Source organism: Hyalangium gracile, from assembly GCF_020103725.1.
Lineage (GTDB): Bacteria > Myxococcota > Myxococcia > Myxococcales > Myxococcaceae > Hyalangium > Hyalangium gracile.
This window is the reverse complement of sequence record NZ_JAHXBG010000001.1, coordinates 23,263-39,452: the sequence shown is the minus strand read 5'-3', so window position 1 is coordinate 39,452 and position 16,190 is coordinate 23,263. Positions and strand designations below refer to the sequence as shown.

The window sequence follows — 16,190 nt, the reverse complement described above, 5'->3', positions numbered from 1 at the left end:
ATGAAGACGGCTCGTGCAGCACCCAAGACGATCGACGAGTACATCGCGGCCTTTCCACCCGACGTCCAGGAGCAGCTGGAGAAGATCCGGAAGACGGTCCGAAAGGCGGCGCCCAAGGCGGAGGAGGCCATCAAGTACGAGATGCCGGCCTTCCTGCTGGAGGGCAACCTGGTGTTCTTCGCCGCGTACAAGAAGCACATCGGATTCTTCGACACGACGACGGGAGACGGAGCCCTCTCGGACGAGATGGCGCCGTATGCGGGGCCCAAGGGCTCGTTGAAGTTCCCCTACGGTGAGCCCATCCCGTTCGGGCTGTTGAGCAAGATCGTGAAGTTCAGGGTGAAGGAGAACCTGGAGCGAGCAGCAGCCAGGTCCAAGAAGAAGACGAAGTGAGGAACGCTCGATGTCCAGGCACATGGCGGAGGACTGGGCGCGCTCCCTCGAGCGCTGGGAGCGCTTCGTCACCCACCGCTGGGAGGAGTCGCGAAGAACGCGGCGTGAGCCCTGGCGAACGCCTCGAAGGACCGGGGCTCACGGCCGGTGACGCGCGAGACGGTGTCGGTCACCCGGGCCTCGGCGCCTTCCCGGATGGACTCGTCGAGCTGGACGAGGAACCGTGCATACCGCTCTGGCATCCCCGCGCTCATCATGTGACGCCGGGCCTCGTCGGGGTCCACATGCTTGTGTCGTATCGGGCGCCCGGCCACCTTGGAGAGCACCGCCGCGATGTCGTCGTATCGCAGCGCCTGTGGGCCGGTGATGACGTGCGCGGTGTCATGGGAGGACTCATCCGCGAGCGCCCGGACGGCCACCTCCGCGATGTCCTGGGCGTCGACGAACCCGACGCGGCCCTCGCCCGTGGACGTCATCAGCAGCCCGTCTCGCTGGAGGCTGGCCCCGTGGTGGTGCCCAGGGCTCACGAAGTTCTGCATGAACCACGACGGCTGGAGCACGGTCCACTCGGGCGCGCGTTCACGGAGCATCCGGTGCACGGTCCCCAGGCCCGGCGCTCCCTCCGGCACCACGGAGGCGCTCAGCACGACGACCCGTCGGACTCCGCGCTCCAGCGCGCGCTCGATGAAGGGCAGCATGATGGGGGAAGGGTCCTCCACCAGGACGGGGGCGATCAGGTACATCCGGTCCACACCGGACAAGGCCTCCTCGTGGCTGGACGTGTCGGCCCAGTCGAAGCGCACGTGCTCGAGGGTGCTGTCCGGCGGAGGGGCGCTCCGGCTCGCGGCCCGGACGGTGAGGCCAAGCTCCTTGAGGCGAGAGACGACGTGACGTCCGGTGTTGCCCGTGGGCCCGGTGACGAGGACACGCGCCGGGTTCCTGCTTCGAGAGGGCCTCATGACGCACTCACCATGCGCTGCAGGTTCGCCTCGCCGCCGAAGGCCTTGAGCCCCGGGATGGGGTCCCAGTACTCGCGGTAGAGGGCAATCTTCCCGTCCCGCGCCTTCACCAGCATGACGTAGTCCTGCTCGTACGGACGCCCTGTCATGGCGATGGTTGCCGCGCCGTGGACCTCCGCGAGCGCCACCTCCGGATCGGTCGTGAGGTAGCGCCGGAGGTTCGTGAAGACGAACCCCAGGAAGTGCTTCGGCGTCTCGATGAAGTACCGGCGGATGGCCTCCTTGCCCTCCAGGCGCGCGGGCACGCCGAGGGACGGGGCATAGGGGAACTCGACGATGGCGTCCTCGGCGAAGAGCTCGAGCCAGCGCTCGATGTCGGTGCCGATGAGTGCCAGATGCGCGTCCAGCAGGACGCCAGCGTTGCGAGAGGATGAGGCGAGAGTCATGGAGAGCTCCTGGTTTGTGATGGCCAAGAGATGCTCCAGAAGTTATGGACTCTCAATGCCTGCGGGTCCAAATCTATTGCCTGAGCGTCCAGGCTATCTGGACGGCCACACCGACGTCGTCTCGGACGTGCTGGAGACGATGCGGTTCACCACCCTCCTCTTTGGCCGCTTCGAGCTGGCAGCGCCCTGGGCGATACGCATGCCGAAGAAGCCGAGCTCGGCCTTCTACGTACTGGCGCGGGGCAGCATGCGGCTCCGGATCGACGGGCAGGAGGAGCCCCTCCTGGTGTCCGCGGGAGATGTGGTGCTGGTGCCCCATGGCTCGGCCCACGTGCTCGACGATGGAGCCCGAAAAGCCCTCTTGCCTCGGGACTTCATCCCCCCGGAGGAGCTGCGTGGCTCGCTGTCGGCGCCGCTCCGGCTGGGCGGCGACGGTGCGAGCAGCCTGCTCATCACCGGCTGCTTCCAGTTCAGCGCGGGCGCTCACAGCCCCCTGCTCTCCACGTTCCCTTCCGCCATCCATCTCTCCACGAACGATGCGCGGGCTGCTCCCTGGCTGGCCTCGACGGTGCAGCTCATCACCGCCGAGAGCTCGGCCTTCGAGCAGGGCAGCGCCATCATTCTCGGGCGGCTCGCGGATGTCCTGCTCGTCCAGGCGTTCCGCAGACAGGCGGCGGCCTCCAAGGGCGCGGGAGCGGGACTGCAGGCGCTGGCGGACCCCAGCATCGGCGCCTCGCTCGGGCTGATGCATGCCAGGCTGCGCGAGCCCTGGACCGTGGAGAGCCTGGCGGCGGCGGTGGGGATGTCACGCTCGGGGTTCGCGGCGCGGTTCCATGCGCTCGTGGGGGAGCCACCGCTGCAGTACCTCGCCCGGTGGAGGATGACCAAGGCGGCGCAGTGGCTGCGCGAGACGAGCGACAGCCTTCCCCAGATTGCCGATCGCGTGGGCTACGTCAGCGCCGTGGCCTTCAACAAGGCGTTCAAGCGGTGGCATGGCGTCGGGCCCGGAGCGTACCGGCGGGCCCAGTCCATGGGACGCCGCGACTTGCCCTGATCAAACCGCGGTCCAGCGAAGAGACCTTGCCAAAACGAACGGGCGATGGTTAACCTACAACCATATGGTTGTACATCGACAAGAGAGCGAAGAGACGCTCAACCAGATCTTCCGTGCCTTGGCCGATGGCACGCGGCGCGACATCCTGGCGCGGTCGCTCACGGAATCGCTGTCGGTGTCCGAGCTTGCCGCGCGGTACGAGATGAGCTTCGCCGCCGTGCAAAAGCACGTCGCCGTGCTCGAGCGCGCGGGGCTCATCCAGAAGCGTGCAAACGGCCGCGAGCAGCTGGTCTCCACCAACCACGCGCGGCTCCAGCGCGCCAGCGAGCTCCTCGACTACTTCGAATCCATCTGGCGCCAGCGCATGGCGCAGCTCGACGATGTTCTTCTACCGAAGGGAAGATGATCATGCCGCTGACCTCTGTCACCAAGGACGTCGCAAAGCTCACCCTCACCGTCGTGGGCGACTATCCCGTTTCGCAGAAGCGCCTCTGGGAGGCCTTTGCCGACCCGCGCCAGCTCGAGCGCTTCTGGGGACCACCCACCTGGCCCGCCACCTTCACGCGTCATGACTTCAAGGTGGGCGGTCGCGCCGAGTACTTCCTCTCCGGGCCGAATGGAGAGAAGTGGAGCGGCTCCTGGAAGTTCACCGCGGTGAATCCCATCAGCTCGTTCGAGGCGAAGGACGGCGAAGACAACGCCGAGGACGAGAACATGCCGGCGGCGATGAAGTTCACCTTCGAGACCACGCCGACGGGCTCTCGCATGACCTGCGTCACGCGGTTCTCGAGCGTTGAAGCCATGGAGACGGTGGCAAAGGGCATGGAAGAAGGGCTGCGCGCGGCCATGCCCCAGCTCGACACAGTGCTTGCTGGGCCGAGCGCATCCGCCGCGCATGCCTAGGGAGGTGGCGGACCTGCGGGGGCTCGTGTTCGAGATGCGCTTCACGGGCCGTGGGCTCCACTACGGTCTCATCTGTGGAGTCCTGCGCGAGAGCGGGCTGCTCGGCGAGGGTTGAGGACAGGCGGCTCGGGCTCCGTGCGCGGTTTATCATCCGTTTAAAAACGGGGCGTAGGGTCCCGCGCATGGACCCCAAGAACCCCCGGATGATGGACGAAGAACCCACCCAGGGCGCCGCGAGCTTCAAGAGCTTCCTGAGCCTGATCGCCACCACGAAGCCTTCGCTGCCCCTGCTCAGCACCGCCCTGGCACTGAGCGTGAGCTCGACCGTGGTGAGCCTGGTCGTTCCGCTGTTCACCAAGAACCTCGTGGACGCCTTCTCGCTGGCGGCCCTCGACTACCGCCAGATGGCGCTGATCGGCGTCGCCTTCACGCTCCAGGCCGTGACGAGCGCCACCTCGATCTACCTGCTCACGCTCGTCGGCCAGCGAATCGTCGTCGGCATCCGCGATCGGCTGTGGAGGAAGCAGCTCGCCCTGCCGGTCCGGTACTTCGATGCGCACCACGCTGGAGACCTCATCTCCCGCATGGCCAACGACACCGCGGTCGTCAAGGCGCTCATCACCGACAACCTCTCGGGCTTCGTCTCGGGAATCATCTCCCTGGTCGGAGCGGTCAGCCTCCTCATCGCCTTGAACGGGAAGATGGCCCTGGTGATGCTCGTGGCCCTGCCCGTCTGCCTCGGAGTGTTCGTGCCCCTGGCGCGCACCATGCGCAAGGTGGCCATGGGCACGATGGACGAGAACGCCCGGTTCACCTCGCTGCTGGCCCAGGTGCTCTCGGAGATCCGCCTGGTGAAGGCCTCCAACGCGGAGGCGCGCGAGTACCGCAAGGGCCGGGAGAACATCGAGCGGCTCTTCCAGCTCGGCCTCAAGGAGGGGCGTGTCCAGGCCATCATCGGGCCGGTGATGGCCCTGGTGATGATGGGCCTGCTCGTCCTCGTCATCGGCTACGGCGGGCTCCTGGTCTCGTCGGGTCAGCTCTCGGCGGGAGCGCTGGTCGCGTTCATCCTGTATCTGATCCAGGCCATCTTCCCCGTCGGGCAGATCACCCACTTCTTCGTCCAGCTCCAGAAGGCGCGCGGCGCCACGCAGAGCATCATCACCCTGCTGGAGACGCCCGAGGAGAAGCCGGAGGAGGGCGTCCACCTCGAGGCGGCCCGCCTGCCCATCCGCTTCGAGCGGGTGAGCTTCAGCTACCTGCCGGGCGAGCCCGTGAGCCGGGAGCTGAGCTTCAGCCTGGAGCCAGGCACCGTGACGGCCATCGTCGGGCCGAGCGGCGCGGGGAAGACGACCCTCTTCTCGCTCCTCGAGCGCTTCTACGAGCCTGAGTCCGGCGCCATCCTGATCGGCTCGAAGCCGATCCAGGAGTTCTCCATGGCCTCGTGGCGGCGCCGCATTGGCTACGTGCCTCAGGACTGTCCCCTCATGGCGGGGACCATCCGCGAGAACATCGCCTATGGCCTGGAGCGGACGCCGAGCGATGAGGAGGTGGCCGAGGCGGCGCGGCTGGCCTACGCCGACGAGTTCATCCGCGGCCTCCCCCACGGCTATGACACGGAGGTGGGCGAGCGGGGCGTCAAGCTCTCCGGCGGGCAGCGGCAGCGTATCGCCATCGCCCGAGCGCTCCTGCGCGATCCCGACATCCTGATGCTGGACGAGGCCACCTCCAGCCTGGACAGCACCTCGGAGCACTTCGTCAAGCTGGCCCTGGAGAACCTGATGCGCGGCCGCACCACGCTCATCATCGCGCACCGGCTGTCGACGGTGATGGACGCCGACCTCATCCTGTTCGTCGAGAAGGGCCAGCTGACGGGGCGTGGCACCCACTCCGAGCTCGTGGGGAGCCACGAGCTCTACCGGACCTTCGCCGAGCAGCAGCTGCGTCCACATGAGGGCGTCGAGGCCCGCGCCTGACCGGTGGCGCCCCCGCGACGGGCGGAGGGCTCCTTGTAGAATGCGAACCCAGGAGAAGGCATGGCGAGGATCATGGTCGTCGATGACGACCCGCACATCCGCGAGGTGGTCCGACACTTCCTCGGGGCCTCGGGCTTCGACGTGGTCGAGGCCCCGGACGGCCGGGAGGCCCTGCGCCTCCTGGAGCGGACGCGGGCGGACCTGGTCGTGCTGGATGTGATGATGCCGAACATGGATGGCTGGCAGCTCTGCCAGGAGCTCAAGCGCCGCCGGGAGCTGCCCATCCTCATGCTGACGGCGAAGGGGGAGACGTCGCAGAAGCTCAAGGGCTTCGAGCTCGGCACCGACGACTATCTGGTCAAGCCCTTCGAGCCGGCCGAGCTCGTCGCCCGGGTCAAGGCCCTGCTCAAGCGCTACCACATCGAGGCCTCGCAGACCGTGCAGATTGGCGGCCTCGTGCTCAGCCGGAAGACGTACCTGATCCAGGCCGGAGAGCAGAGCCTGACCATTCCCCTCAAGGAGTTCGAGCTCCTCTTCAAGCTGGGCAGCTCGCCGGGGAAGACCTTCACCCGGGAGCAGCTCATCCAGGCCGTCTGGGGCTCCGACTTCGAGGGGACGGACCGCACGGTCGACGTCCACGTCAACCGTCTGCGCGAACGCTTCCCCGAGGCGCGCTTCGGCTACCGCATCACCGCGATCCGGGGACTGGGCTATCGGCTGGAGCTCACGCCGTGAAGGCGCCGCTCATCGACTCGCGTCGCCGCCGGACGCTGCTGACGGCGCTGGCGGTCATCGTGGGGCTGGCGCTCGAGTGGACCGTCGTGTCGTGGCTCGAGGGGCTCGCCCTGACGGCGCTCGGAGTCCGGCTGACCCCCTATGTCCGGGGGCTGCTCGATCTGGTGCTCACGCTGGTCCTCTTCGGCCTCATGATGTACTTCGTCGCCCGGTATCTGGTCGGGCGGCGGCTGGACTTCTTCCACCTCATGAGCGACGCGCTCAGCCGCATCGCCCGGGGCGACTTCTCCGTGAACGTCCCCCTCGACCGGGTGGGCGAGAACGCTCCGGCGAACCTGTTCCGCAAGGTCGCCGTCGATCTCAACCAGATGGCCGAGGCGCTCCAGCGGATGGAGACCATGCGCCAGGAGTTCATCTCCAACGTCTCCCACGAGATCCAGTCTCCCCTGACGTCGATCCGGGGCTTTGCCCAGGCCCTGCGGGAGGGTGGGCTGCCCGAGGAGACCCGCCAGCACTACCTCGCCACCATCGAGGCCGAGAGCCGGCGTCTCTCGCGACTGAGTGAGAACCTCTTGCGGCTCAGCTCCTTGGACTCGAAGGCGCACGCCCCGGCCCCGAAGCGCTACCGGCTGGACACCCAGCTCCGAGACGTCGTCCTGGCGGCCGAGCCTCAGTGGACGGGCAAGGGCATCGACGTCGAGGCGGACCTCGAAGCGGTGCTCCAGTCCGCGGATGAGGACATGCTGAACCAAGTGTGGACCAACCTCGTCCACAACGCCATCAAGTTCACTCCGCCCGGAGGGAAGATTGGCATCGCGCTCCGGCTCGAGGACGGACACTCCGTCGTGCGGCTCTCGGACTCGGGCATCGGCATCGCGCCCGAGGATCTGCCCTTCGTCTTCGATCGCTTCTACAAGGCGGACAAGTCCCGCAGCCGCGTGGACGCCTCGGGTGGAAGTGGGCTGGGGCTCTCCATCGCCCGGAAGATTGTCGAGCTCCATGGCGGGCACATCGAGGCCCGGAGTGAAGGCCTGGGGAGAGGCTCCTGCTTCACCGTGAGCCTCCCCTCGGCGGCGCTGCCCGAGCAGATGAGAGGCACTGGCACCTGACCGAGAACCCCTCGCTGCTCAGCTTCACGTTCACCGCTCTGGGAAATGCCGCTGCGCGTCAGCCGTGCAACTTGCTCGCCAGGGCGATTCTCAGAGGGGACGAGACCCGAAGAGGGCCGAGGGGACTGCCAGACTGGAGCCAGTCTTCGAAGAAAGAAGGACAAGTTGGCAGGATCGCTTCGAGAACATGGATTGTGCGAGGATGAGACCTCCTGGGTAGGCAGGAGGTCACGCACACGTGGAAACGAGCATCCTCACGACCGTCTTCCTCCCCGTGGCCCTGGGCATCATCATGCTGGGACTGGGGCTGTCCCTCACGGTGGCCGACTTCACCCGAGTGCTGACGTTTCCGCGAGCGGTGCTCGTGGGCCTGGTCTGCCAGATGGTGCTGCTGCCCGGGGTGTGCTTCGCCATCGCGAAGCTGAGCGGGCTGTCGCCGGAGCTGGCGGTGGGACTGATGCTGCTGGCGGCCTCGCCTGGCGGCGTCACCTCCAACCTCTATAGCCATCTGGCCAAGGGGGATGTGGCGCTCAACATCACCCTCACCGCCATCAACAGCGTGCTCACCGTGGTGACGCTGCCCCTCATCGTGAACCTCTCGCTCGAGCACTTCCTTGGTGAGAGCCGCGCCATCCCGCTCCAGTTCAGCAAGGTGGCGCAGGTGTTCGTGGTGGTGCTGGGGCCGGTGGCGCTGGGCATGGTGCTGAACAAGAAGTGGCCCCGGGTGTCCGAGCGGCTGACGAAGCCGGTGAAGGTGCTGTCGGCCCTCTTCCTGGTGCTGGTGGTGGCGTCCACCGTGTTCAACGAGCGCGCCGTGATGGGCACCTACTTCCGGCAGGTGGGGGTGGCGGTGCTCGCCTTCAACGTCGCCAGCATGCTGGTGGGCTACTTCGTGCCGCAGTTGCTCCGGCTGAGCCAGCAGCAGGCCATCGCCATCGGCATGGAGATCGGCATCCACAATGGCACGCTGGCCATCGCCATCGCCTACAGCCCGCTCATGCTCAACAACAGCACCATGGCCATCCCGCCGGCTGTCTACAGCATCCTCATGTTCTTCACCGCGGCCCTGTTCGGCTACGTGGTGAACGCGCTCCAGCGCTCCTCGGCGGTCGCGCCCTCCACCACCGCCTCGCGCAGCTGAGCGCTGCCCGCGCCGCCGTCTCCCTCGGAGAAGCCCCCATGACCCGCGCTGTCCTGCTCGTGTTTTGTCTCTCGTTGCCTGCCCAGGCCCTCGCCCAGGCTTCCGCGCCCGTGCCGGAGGTGCCCTCTCGCCGGGTCGTCGTCAACGGGCTGCTCGCGGCGCGCCTCAACCCGCTGGGGCTCGAGGCCCAGGCGCGCGTGGGCTACCAGTCGGTGCTCTACCGAAACGACGGGGCACTCTTCCGGGACAACTTCTTCTTCCTGGGCACCTATCCCCGGCTCAACCCCGCGGGCATCAAGGTGGGGCCCGTGGCGGAGATCCAGCCCCTCTCCATCTTCAACCTGCGGCTGTCGGCCGAGTACATCCGCTTCTTCTCCACGTTCGGCCTGCTCCAGTCGCTCCCCTCGGCCAACGCCGACTACTCCCAGGAGACGCTGGATGCGGGCGAGGCCGCGGGGATGAACTACGGCACCTCGGGCATGCGGCTGGCGGTCGAGCCGCTCGTGCAGCTCCGGGTGGGCCCCGTCGCGGTGCGCAACCGCTTCGGGTTCGAGTTCTGGCGCATGAACCTGCGCGACGGGGACCGCGTCTGGTACGAGCAGACGCTCGACACGCTGGTGCCCGGCAGGGGTGTGGTGCTCACCAACGACCTGGATGTCCTCTTCATGGGCATGCCGCCGCTGGTGGTGGGCGCGCGCTATTCGATGGTGGAGCCCCGCTACTCCTCACGCCAGCTCGTCGCCAACGAAGCGCTGTCCGAGGAGAACGGCCACCACCGCGTCGGCCTGCTGGCGGCCTACATCTTCTATGACGAGGGCTACACGGCCTTCAACAAGCCGGCCGTGCTCCTCAACGTCGCGTGGTACCTCCAGCACCGCTTCCGCACCGGCCAGGAGGTGAGCCGGGCCATGCCCTACCTGCTCCTGGCCTTCTCCTTCCAGTCGGACCTGCTGGACGTGAAGTAACGCCCTCGGCACACGGCTCCCTTCACTCAACCCATTCGAGGGGTCCCCTGGCGGGCGCGCTCTGGGCCAACTGGTATGGTTGTAGGACCAGTTGGCTCGAGGTCTTGCCCCTCGGCGCACTCGGGACGAACGGGTACGGCTATTCCACAGATTTGTAAGACACTCCATCAAGAGTCGTTGATTGCTTCCTGCGGAGTCCGCGCCTGGATCCAGCTCACCAGCTCGGTGGGGCTGGTGCAGATGGCGACCGCTCCCGCCTCTTCCAGCTCCTCGCGAGAGCCGTACCCGTAGGCAACGCCCACCGGCACGAGCCCGTTCTGTCGGGCCGCCCGGACATCCTGCGCCCGGTCGCCCACCATGATGCACGCTGAAGCCTCGAGGCCCTCTCGCTCCAGCGCGTGCGCCAGCAGCTCGCCCTTGTTGTCGAAGCGGCCGTCCAGCTCGGCCCCGTACACATGGGCGAAGAAGGCACGCAGGCCGAAGTGGTCGATGATGCGCTCGGCGAACACGCGAGGCTTCGAGGTCGCCACGAAGAGCCGCCACTGGCTCTCCGCCAGCGCGCGCAGCATCCCCGGCACCTCGTCGTAGAGCCGATTCTCCAGCGCCCCCTGTGCGGAGTAGCGCGCCCGGTAGAGCGCCACCGCCTGCTCGATCAACGGCGGCTCACTCGTCCCGAGCAAGGTGGCCATGCCCTGGCGGAGCGGGGGACCGATGAACACCGCCAGCTCGGCCGCGGCTGGCACGGGACGCCCCAGCTCCGCCAGCGCATGCTGGAAGCAGGAGGTGATGCCCTCGAAGGGGTCCGTGAGCGTCCCGTCCAGATCGAAGAAGATCGCCTGTCGTCCCGCAGCCCCGGTCATCGCGCCTCCGTGTCCCACGCGTCGGCGAACAGATAGCAGACCTCGAGGCGATGGGCCGATGATGCGAGCCGCGATGACGCCCCCGCGCCTCACCTTCTTCTGCGAGCTGGCAGCCGAGCCCCTGCAGGCCCTCTTCGAGGAGCCGGCGGTGCTCGAGCACCTGGTGGCGCTGAAGGCGTCCGTGAGCCTGGGCCTGGTGGACCTCGCCCCCGAGCGAGCCGGAGTGGTGCGACGCCTCCACGCGGCCGGCATCCCCGTCATCGCCTGGCAGCTGCTGCCCACCGAGCAGGGCTACTGGTTCAACCTGGACAACGCTCCCCAGGCCGCCGCCCGCTACGCGGCCTTTCGCGAGTGGACCGCCGCGCACCAGCTTCGCTGGGACGGCGTGGGCCTGGACATCGAGCCGGATCTCCACGAGCTGCGCCAGCTGCTGTCCCGGCGCTGGCGCCAGCTGCTCGTGCTCCTGCGGCGACTGCGGCGGGGCGAGCGGCTGCGTCAGGCCCGGGACGCGTACCTCGCGCTGATGGCGCGCATCCGCGAGGACGGCTATCGGGTGGACACCTACCAGCTCCCCCTCATCGTCGACGAGCGCCAGGCGGGCTCCACCCTGCTGCAGCGGCTGCTGGGCGTGGTGGACCTGCCGGCCGATCGCGAGGTGCTGATGCTCTACTCCAGCTTCGTGCGCCCCCATGGGGCGAGCCTGCTGGAGAGCTACGCCGCCCAGGCGGGCTCCGTCGGCGTGGGCAGCACGGGCGGGGGCGTGGAGCTCCCCGGCGCGGGCGCGGCGCCACCCCTGTCCTGGGAGGAGCTCTCGCGGGACCTGCTCCTGGCCCGGCGACGGTGCGCGGACCTCCACGTCTTCAGCCTGGAGGGCTGTGTCCGCCAGGGCTTCCTGCCTCGGCTCCGGACCTTCGACTGGAGCGCGCCGCCGGAGCCCGCAAAAACAAAGACCCGACGCATGGAGCTCATGCGCCGGGTCGCGAGGGCGATGTCGAGGGCCTGCGCGCTGCTGCTACCGCGCTGAGGCCCTCGCCTCGAGGTGATTACAGCAGCTTCATGTACGCGGTGATGTCGGCGATGTCCTGCTGGGACAGCGGCACGCCGAGGAAGTCGAACAGGAGCTTGTACTGCACCATCACCTGGTCGAGGTTCTTCGCGGAGTTGTCGTGGAAGTACGGCGCCGTGTTCTTCAGGTTGCGCAGCGACACCATCTTGAAGACACCGTAGTGCGCCGGATCGCCCGTCAGCAGCATGAGGCCGGGGTCAGGCGACAGCACGGGGACCTCGGCGCCGTTCGGCAGGGTGACGATGAACTCCTGCGGAGGGTTGGCGCCCAGGTTGCCCTCGGACACGCCCGCGGAGGAGAAGCGCGTGCCCGCCGGCAGGCCCTGCGGGTTGAACTCCGTCATCTGGTTGAGCAGCGGGCCGAAGTGGCAGTGGCCGCACACGGCGTTGGGCGCGAAGAAGGCCGCGCCACGCTTCTCGGACGCCGTCTTGCCCGCGGGCAGCGGCGGCGGCGTCCCCGTCAGCGCATAGGCCGCCATCTTCGCCGAGGAGAAGAGCACCTTCTCGAAGTCCACCAGCGCGTTGAGCTCCTGCTGCGTCGGGACGCGGCCGCCCTGCGCGTGGCCGGCGATGGCGTGCATCGCCTGGGACTGCAGCGTCGGCTCGCGGCCGTCCCACATCACCACCGGGTCGAACCGCGGGCTGTCCAGCGTGCTGGGGATGCCGCGGCGCAGCTTCACCGTGCGCGCCGTGGGGTTGGCCGCCAGCCGGATGTTCGGCGCCATCGGGACGTCCACCGTCACCGTCGCGTCGTTCAGCAGCCGCGAGTAGCTCTTGCCGTCACCCGCATCACTGTCGATGGCGCGGAAGAGCGGATCATTGCGGTTGCGCTGCCAGGCCGCCTGCGCCTGCGCCGGCGTCAGGCCACCGGTGCTCAGCGTGTGGCACGTCGCGCAGGTGCGCCCGTTGCCCTTGAAGGTCTCCTTGGTGAACAGGTAGGCGCCGTGCACCGTGCTGGCCAGCGTCGCCTCCTGCTCCGCATCCCAGGTCTCCTCGACCTCGGTCTCCTCCACCTGCGGCTGCTCGTCCGGCGTCGTCGGGCCACCGCAGCCTGCGGCGGCCAGCATCATCAGAGAGGTCAGGGTGAACCGCTTCAGCGAGAACGGATTCATGATGGAGGGGGCTTTCCTCCCCAGCGGGGAATTGGGGTCGCGCCTCCGTAAAGCAGGCAACGTGCCAACCCGAGCCCTTCCAGGGTTTCCGCGCAAACCCCTGAAACAATTCACCTTCTCGATTCGATGGTGCCAAGGTAGGTGGATGAATGACTACGACAAGGCTGCACCATCTCGATTTGGCTGTATTGTAGGTTTTTAGGAGCAAACCACTCCTTTCTCAAAAAGTGCGTGAGAAAACAGCCAGTTAAGGCTCAGTCCAGAATTCCGGGAACAGTGGATAACTCGTGTACCATGGCTGTCCGAAAACAGGACAGTGGGGCGAGGGCCCGGATCAGCAGCGCATCTCGACGAGGATGTTTCAGCGGAGTGCTCGTCGGCGCAGCGCGCCATCCGGGCCCGTGAGCGCGGCCCACCGCGTCACGCCTGGCTAGCGGTACTCCACCGTCAGCACGGCGCCGCTGCCCTCGGTGAGGAAGAGGTACGAGGTGCCGCCGGGGTTCTGCGCGAAGAGCAGGCGCGCCTGCGTCCTGCCCGTCTTGTTGATGGCGGCCAGGCCGGCGGCGTTGAAGTCGGTGGAGCTCTGGGCGCCGGTGGTGAACTTGATGAGGTTGGCCACTCCGGAGGAGGTGGCGGCGGCGGTGAAGTCCGTCGTCTCGGTGGTGGCGGCGCCGAACGTCCCGCTCTTCAAGTCGATGTTGAGGGTGTTGCCCGAGGGGTCCGCCCACGGGTCCCCCATGCCGGAGGAGAACGTCACCTTGAGCGAGGCGCGCACGAGCGTGGCGGTGTCGGGCAGCGAGGAGGTGTCGAAGGAGAAGAACGCCCGGTTGTGCCTGGCGTCCGAGCCCTTGCCGACGGCCGGCGTGCTGAAGGTGCCCACCGCCGGGGACGAGCCGTCCGCGTTGGCCTTCACGTAGCCGTCCTCCGCCGCGATGCTGGTGAAGGAGACGGTCGTCGTCGTCCCGCCGCTGGTGTTGCTCACCGTCACCGAGGTGTCGTTGTCGGTGCCGATGTTGTTCGCCGCGTCGTAGGCCTTGGCCATGAGCGAGTGGCTGCCGTTGGCCACGCCCGCCGTGTTCCAGGTGAAGACGAAGGGGGCGGCGGTGTCCGTGTCGGCCAGCGCGCCGTCCACGTAGAACTCGACGCGGCTCACGCCCGCGGCGTCCGAGGCGCTCGCCTGCACGTCGACGGTGCCGCTCACGGTGGCGCCCGAGGCGGGGGCCGTCACGTTCACCGTGGGAGGCGTGGTGTCCGCGGAGGCGCTCGGCGGGCCCACGGTGATGCTGTCCACCCACGCCTTGGCGCGGCTGGTGTTGGAGCCGGTGTCCGTCGCGGTGACGACGAACTTCAGCGTCACCGTGCGGTTGGCGTACGGGGACAGGTCGATGTCCGCGCGCTGCGTCCACGTGGACTCCGTGAGCGAGCCCAGGCCGCTCTTCGTCACCGAGTCCACCACATGGTCGGTCCCGTCATTGACGATGACGCGGAAGGAGGCGGTGGCCATGGTGTTGGCGCCATACAGCTCCACCTTGCGCCAGAAGCCCAGCCGCGCGTTGGAGGGCAGCGTCAGGCTGACGCTCGCCGTCCGGGTGGCGGTGCCGAAGGAGGGAGTGGCCGAGCCGAGGATGGACCTGCTGCCGGTGGTGCCCGTCTGGTCGCTGGCGTCCAGCGCCCACTCGGTGAGGCTCCAGCCCGCGTTGTCCGGGCCGTTGTTGGAGAAGCGCTCGGTGAAGCGCACCGAGCCCTGATCCACCGTCACGGAGACGGTAGCGGACAGGGCGGTGTTGCCCGCGGCGTCCGAGGCGCGGGCCTGCAGCGAGTGGCTGCCCGTGGCGTACGCGGTGGTGTTCCAGGTGAAGGCGTAGGGGCCGGCCTGCCGCGCGGACACGCCCTGGCCCACCACGGCGCCGTCGACGAGGAACTCCACCTTCGTCACGCCGGTGTCATCCGACGCGGTGGCGGTGATGTCCACGGCGCCGGCCACGGTGGAGCCGGCGGTGGGGAAGGTGAGGCTCACGGTGGGGGGCGTGGTGTCGGAGATGCCGCCGGTGACGGTGACGGAGACGGAGGCGGACGAGGCCGTGTTGCCCGCGGCGTCATGGGCCTTGGCCAGCAGCACGTGGGTGCCGTTGGTCGCCGCGGCGCTGTTCCACGTGTACGCATAGGGCGAGGCCGTGTCGGTGCCCACCAGGGTGTTGTCGATGAAGAACTCCACCTTGGAGACGCCCACGTTGTCCGAGGCGTTGGCCGTCACCTGCACGGTGCCGCTCACGGAGGCGCCGTTGGCGGGCGCCGAGAGGCTCACGGAGGGCGCGGCCGAGTCGGAGTTGTCGAGCCCGAACCACTTCGCCGCGTACCAGGTGGAGCAGATGTCCGTGTCGAGCACGTACGCGCCCGCCGTGCCGCACGCCACGCTGGAGCCGGGGAACCGGAAGGCGGGGTCCACGGCCGTGCCGTGCCCCATGCCCGTCAGCGCGTACGTCTCCACCAGGGCCCTGCCCGCCGTGTCCCTGTAGACCTTGTGCGGGTAGCCGGCCACGGTCTCGCTGACGTCCTCCGTCGCGTCGATGCCGTGCACGGCGGTCCACTGCTCCACCGCCTCCGCCATGTTGGTGTTCTTCACGGTGTAGTCGGAGGTGCCGTGCCAGATGGAGATGCGCGGGTAGGGGCCGGTGTAGCCGGAGTAGGCGTTGCGCACCAGGTCCCTCCACTGCGTGGCCGTCTTGTCCGAGCCCGGGCTCATGCACGAGAAGGCGTCCGTCATCGAGGTGGCGCACTTGTAGGGGATGCCCGCCATCACCGCCGCGCCGGAGAAGACGTCCGGGTAGGTGGCGGCCATCACGTACGTCATCGCGGCGCCCGCCGACAGGCCGGTGACGAACACGCGGCTGGAGTCGATGGAGTGGTCCGCCTTCATCTTGTCCACCATCTGCTTGATGGAGAGCGCCTCGCCCTGGCCCCGGGAGATGTCTCCGGGCTCGAACCAGTTGAAGCAGGCGTTCTGGTTGTTGCCGCTCACCTGCTCCGGGTAGACGACGTGGAACTTGAGCAGATCCGCCAGCGCGTTCCACCCGGTGGACGTGTAGCCGCTCGCCGTCTGGGTGCAGCCGTGCATGGCCACCACCAGCGGCGCGTTCGCGGGGGCGCCGGCCGGCACGTACTTCCACATCTTCAGGTTGCCGGGGTTGGTTCCAAAGCCCGTCACCGCCGTGAGCGCGCTCTGGAGCTGCACCGGCTCGAGCCCTTCCTCCGGCGGCGGCTCGATGGGAGCCAGGCCCTCGCACCCGAGAACAGCCAGGGCGAGGAGTCCACAGACGAGACTTCCAGGACGCGTCTTCCGCATGAGCCCTCCCTTGTGAATGCGGCGCGGACGGTAGCACTTCGCGTGAAATGATCTCCTGATTCCTGAATCAGACGTCAACTTCACCACGAGGGATTTCACGACGCGGCGAGTCGACGCGGTTCTCGTCCGGGT

General features: G+C 68.0%; 16 protein-coding genes. 11 read left to right on the top strand and 5 right to left on the bottom strand.

What is annotated here, in order from left to right:
- Window positions 1-393 (top strand): iron chaperone, encoded by a 393-nt coding sequence (locus tag KY572_RS00200; protein ID WP_224240089.1) that lies wholly within the window; start codon window positions 1-3, stop codon window positions 391-393.
- Window positions 394-461: 68 nt separating this feature from the next.
- On the opposite strand, the gene KY572_RS00195 is transcribed toward KY572_RS00200, so the two are convergent.
- Complete coding sequence (locus KY572_RS00195) at window positions 462-1,352, bottom strand: NmrA family NAD(P)-binding protein (RefSeq protein WP_224240088.1); 891 nt, start codon at window positions 1,350-1,352, stop codon at window positions 462-464.
- A complete protein-coding gene (locus KY572_RS00190; protein WP_224240087.1) occupies window positions 1,349-1,798 on the bottom strand; it encodes a nuclear transport factor 2 family protein in 450 nt (149 codons plus the stop codon). Before KY572_RS00190 ends, KY572_RS00195 begins: the two co-directional genes overlap by 4 nt.
- Before the next feature lie 76 nt (window positions 1,799-1,874).
- Between KY572_RS00190 and KY572_RS00185 the strand changes: the two genes are divergently transcribed.
- From KY572_RS00185 to KY572_RS00150, 9 genes are all read left to right on the top strand, one after another.
- On the top strand, window positions 1,875-2,852 hold the full coding sequence (locus KY572_RS00185) for an AraC family transcriptional regulator (RefSeq protein ID WP_224240086.1): 978 nt from the start codon (window positions 1,875-1,877) through the stop codon (window positions 2,850-2,852).
- The gene (locus KY572_RS00180) at window positions 2,791-3,258 is read left to right on the top strand and encodes an ArsR/SmtB family transcription factor (RefSeq protein ID WP_317987782.1); all 468 of its coding nucleotides are present in this window, start codon (window positions 2,791-2,793) and stop codon (window positions 3,256-3,258) included. The genes KY572_RS00185 and KY572_RS00180 overlap by 62 nt, the downstream gene beginning before the upstream one ends.
- A 2-nt stretch (window positions 3,259-3,260) precedes the next feature.
- Entirely contained in the window at window positions 3,261-3,755 is a 495-nt protein-coding gene (locus KY572_RS00175; protein WP_224240084.1) for an SRPBCC family protein, read from the top strand.
- Complete coding sequence (locus tag KY572_RS46910; RefSeq protein ID WP_263451260.1) at window positions 3,748-3,870, top strand: hypothetical protein; 123 nt, start codon at window positions 3,748-3,750, stop codon at window positions 3,868-3,870. The genes KY572_RS00175 and KY572_RS46910 overlap by 8 nt, the downstream gene beginning before the upstream one ends.
- Window positions 3,871-3,937: 67 nt before the next feature.
- Window positions 3,938-5,728: an ABC transporter ATP-binding protein gene (locus KY572_RS00170; RefSeq protein ID WP_224240083.1), complete on the top strand. Its 1,791-nt coding sequence runs from the start codon at window positions 3,938-3,940 to the stop codon at window positions 5,726-5,728.
- 60 nt (window positions 5,729-5,788) lie between these two features.
- Window positions 5,789-6,463: a response regulator transcription factor gene (locus KY572_RS00165; protein WP_224240082.1), complete on the top strand. Its 675-nt coding sequence runs from the start codon at window positions 5,789-5,791 to the stop codon at window positions 6,461-6,463.
- Window positions 6,460-7,572, top strand: a complete 1,113-nt coding sequence (locus KY572_RS47675) for a sensor histidine kinase (RefSeq protein ID WP_224240081.1) — start codon at window positions 6,460-6,462, stop codon at window positions 7,570-7,572. The genes KY572_RS00165 and KY572_RS47675 overlap by 4 nt, the downstream gene beginning before the upstream one ends.
- Before the next feature lie 238 nt (window positions 7,573-7,810).
- Entirely contained in the window at window positions 7,811-8,713 is a 903-nt protein-coding gene (locus KY572_RS00155) for a bile acid:sodium symporter family protein (RefSeq protein ID WP_224240080.1), read from the top strand.
- A gap of 38 nt (window positions 8,714-8,751) precedes the next feature.
- Window positions 8,752-9,678: a hypothetical protein gene (locus KY572_RS00150; RefSeq protein WP_224240079.1), complete on the top strand. Its 927-nt coding sequence runs from the start codon at window positions 8,752-8,754 to the stop codon at window positions 9,676-9,678.
- A gap of 167 nt (window positions 9,679-9,845) precedes the next feature.
- Here KY572_RS00150 and KY572_RS00145 read toward each other — a convergent pair whose 3' ends face one another.
- Complete coding sequence (locus KY572_RS00145; protein WP_224240078.1) at window positions 9,846-10,538, bottom strand: HAD hydrolase-like protein; 693 nt, start codon at window positions 10,536-10,538, stop codon at window positions 9,846-9,848.
- A 58-nt stretch (window positions 10,539-10,596) separates the two neighbouring features.
- Here KY572_RS00145 and KY572_RS00140 point away from each other — a divergent pair, with 58 nt between their 5' ends.
- Window positions 10,597-11,562, top strand: a complete 966-nt coding sequence (locus KY572_RS00140; protein ID WP_224240077.1) for a hypothetical protein — start codon at window positions 10,597-10,599, stop codon at window positions 11,560-11,562.
- A gap of 19 nt (window positions 11,563-11,581) precedes the next feature.
- Here KY572_RS00140 and KY572_RS00135 read toward each other — a convergent pair whose 3' ends face one another.
- Window positions 11,582-12,715: a cytochrome c peroxidase gene (locus tag KY572_RS00135; protein WP_224240076.1), complete on the bottom strand. Its 1,134-nt coding sequence runs from the start codon at window positions 12,713-12,715 to the stop codon at window positions 11,582-11,584.
- 430 nt (window positions 12,716-13,145) lie between these two features.
- Window positions 13,146-16,058 (bottom strand): extracellular catalytic domain type 1 short-chain-length polyhydroxyalkanoate depolymerase, encoded by a 2,913-nt coding sequence (locus KY572_RS00130; protein ID WP_224240075.1) that lies wholly within the window; start codon window positions 16,056-16,058, stop codon window positions 13,146-13,148.
- Window positions 16,059-16,190: the final 132 nt, after the last annotated feature.

Excerpts from the sequence above, each read along its gene's own strand:
- KY572_RS00200 (WP_224240089.1), top strand. The coding sequence starts at position 1 with ATGAAGACGGCTCGTGCAGCACCCAAGACGATCGACGAGTACATCGCG.
- KY572_RS00135 (WP_224240076.1), bottom strand. The coding sequence starts at position 12,715 with ATGAATCCGTTCTCGCTGAAGCGGTTCACCCTGACCTCTCTGATGATG.
- KY572_RS00150 (WP_224240079.1), top strand. The coding sequence starts at position 8,752 with ATGACCCGCGCTGTCCTGCTCGTGTTTTGTCTCTCGTTGCCTGCCCAG.
- KY572_RS00130 (WP_224240075.1), bottom strand. The coding sequence starts at position 16,058 with ATGCGGAAGACGCGTCCTGGAAGTCTCGTCTGTGGACTCCTCGCCCTG.
- KY572_RS00180 (WP_317987782.1), top strand. The coding sequence starts at position 2,791 with ATGGCGTCGGGCCCGGAGCGTACCGGCGGGCCCAGTCCATGGGACGCC.
- KY572_RS00170 (WP_224240083.1), top strand. The coding sequence starts at position 3,938 with ATGGACCCCAAGAACCCCCGGATGATGGACGAAGAACCCACCCAGGGC.
- KY572_RS00165 (WP_224240082.1), top strand. The coding sequence starts at position 5,789 with ATGGCGAGGATCATGGTCGTCGATGACGACCCGCACATCCGCGAGGTG.
- KY572_RS00145 (WP_224240078.1), bottom strand. The coding sequence starts at position 10,538 with ATGACCGGGGCTGCGGGACGACAGGCGATCTTCTTCGATCTGGACGGG.
- KY572_RS46910 (WP_263451260.1), top strand. The coding sequence starts at position 3,748 with ATGCCTAGGGAGGTGGCGGACCTGCGGGGGCTCGTGTTCGAGATGCGC.
- KY572_RS00195 (WP_224240088.1), bottom strand. The coding sequence starts at position 1,352 with ATGAGGCCCTCTCGAAGCAGGAACCCGGCGCGTGTCCTCGTCACCGGG.
- KY572_RS00175 (WP_224240084.1), top strand. The coding sequence starts at position 3,261 with ATGCCGCTGACCTCTGTCACCAAGGACGTCGCAAAGCTCACCCTCACC.
- KY572_RS00190 (WP_224240087.1), bottom strand. The coding sequence starts at position 1,798 with ATGACTCTCGCCTCATCCTCTCGCAACGCTGGCGTCCTGCTGGACGCG.
- KY572_RS00140 (WP_224240077.1), top strand. The coding sequence starts at position 10,597 with ATGATGCGAGCCGCGATGACGCCCCCGCGCCTCACCTTCTTCTGCGAG.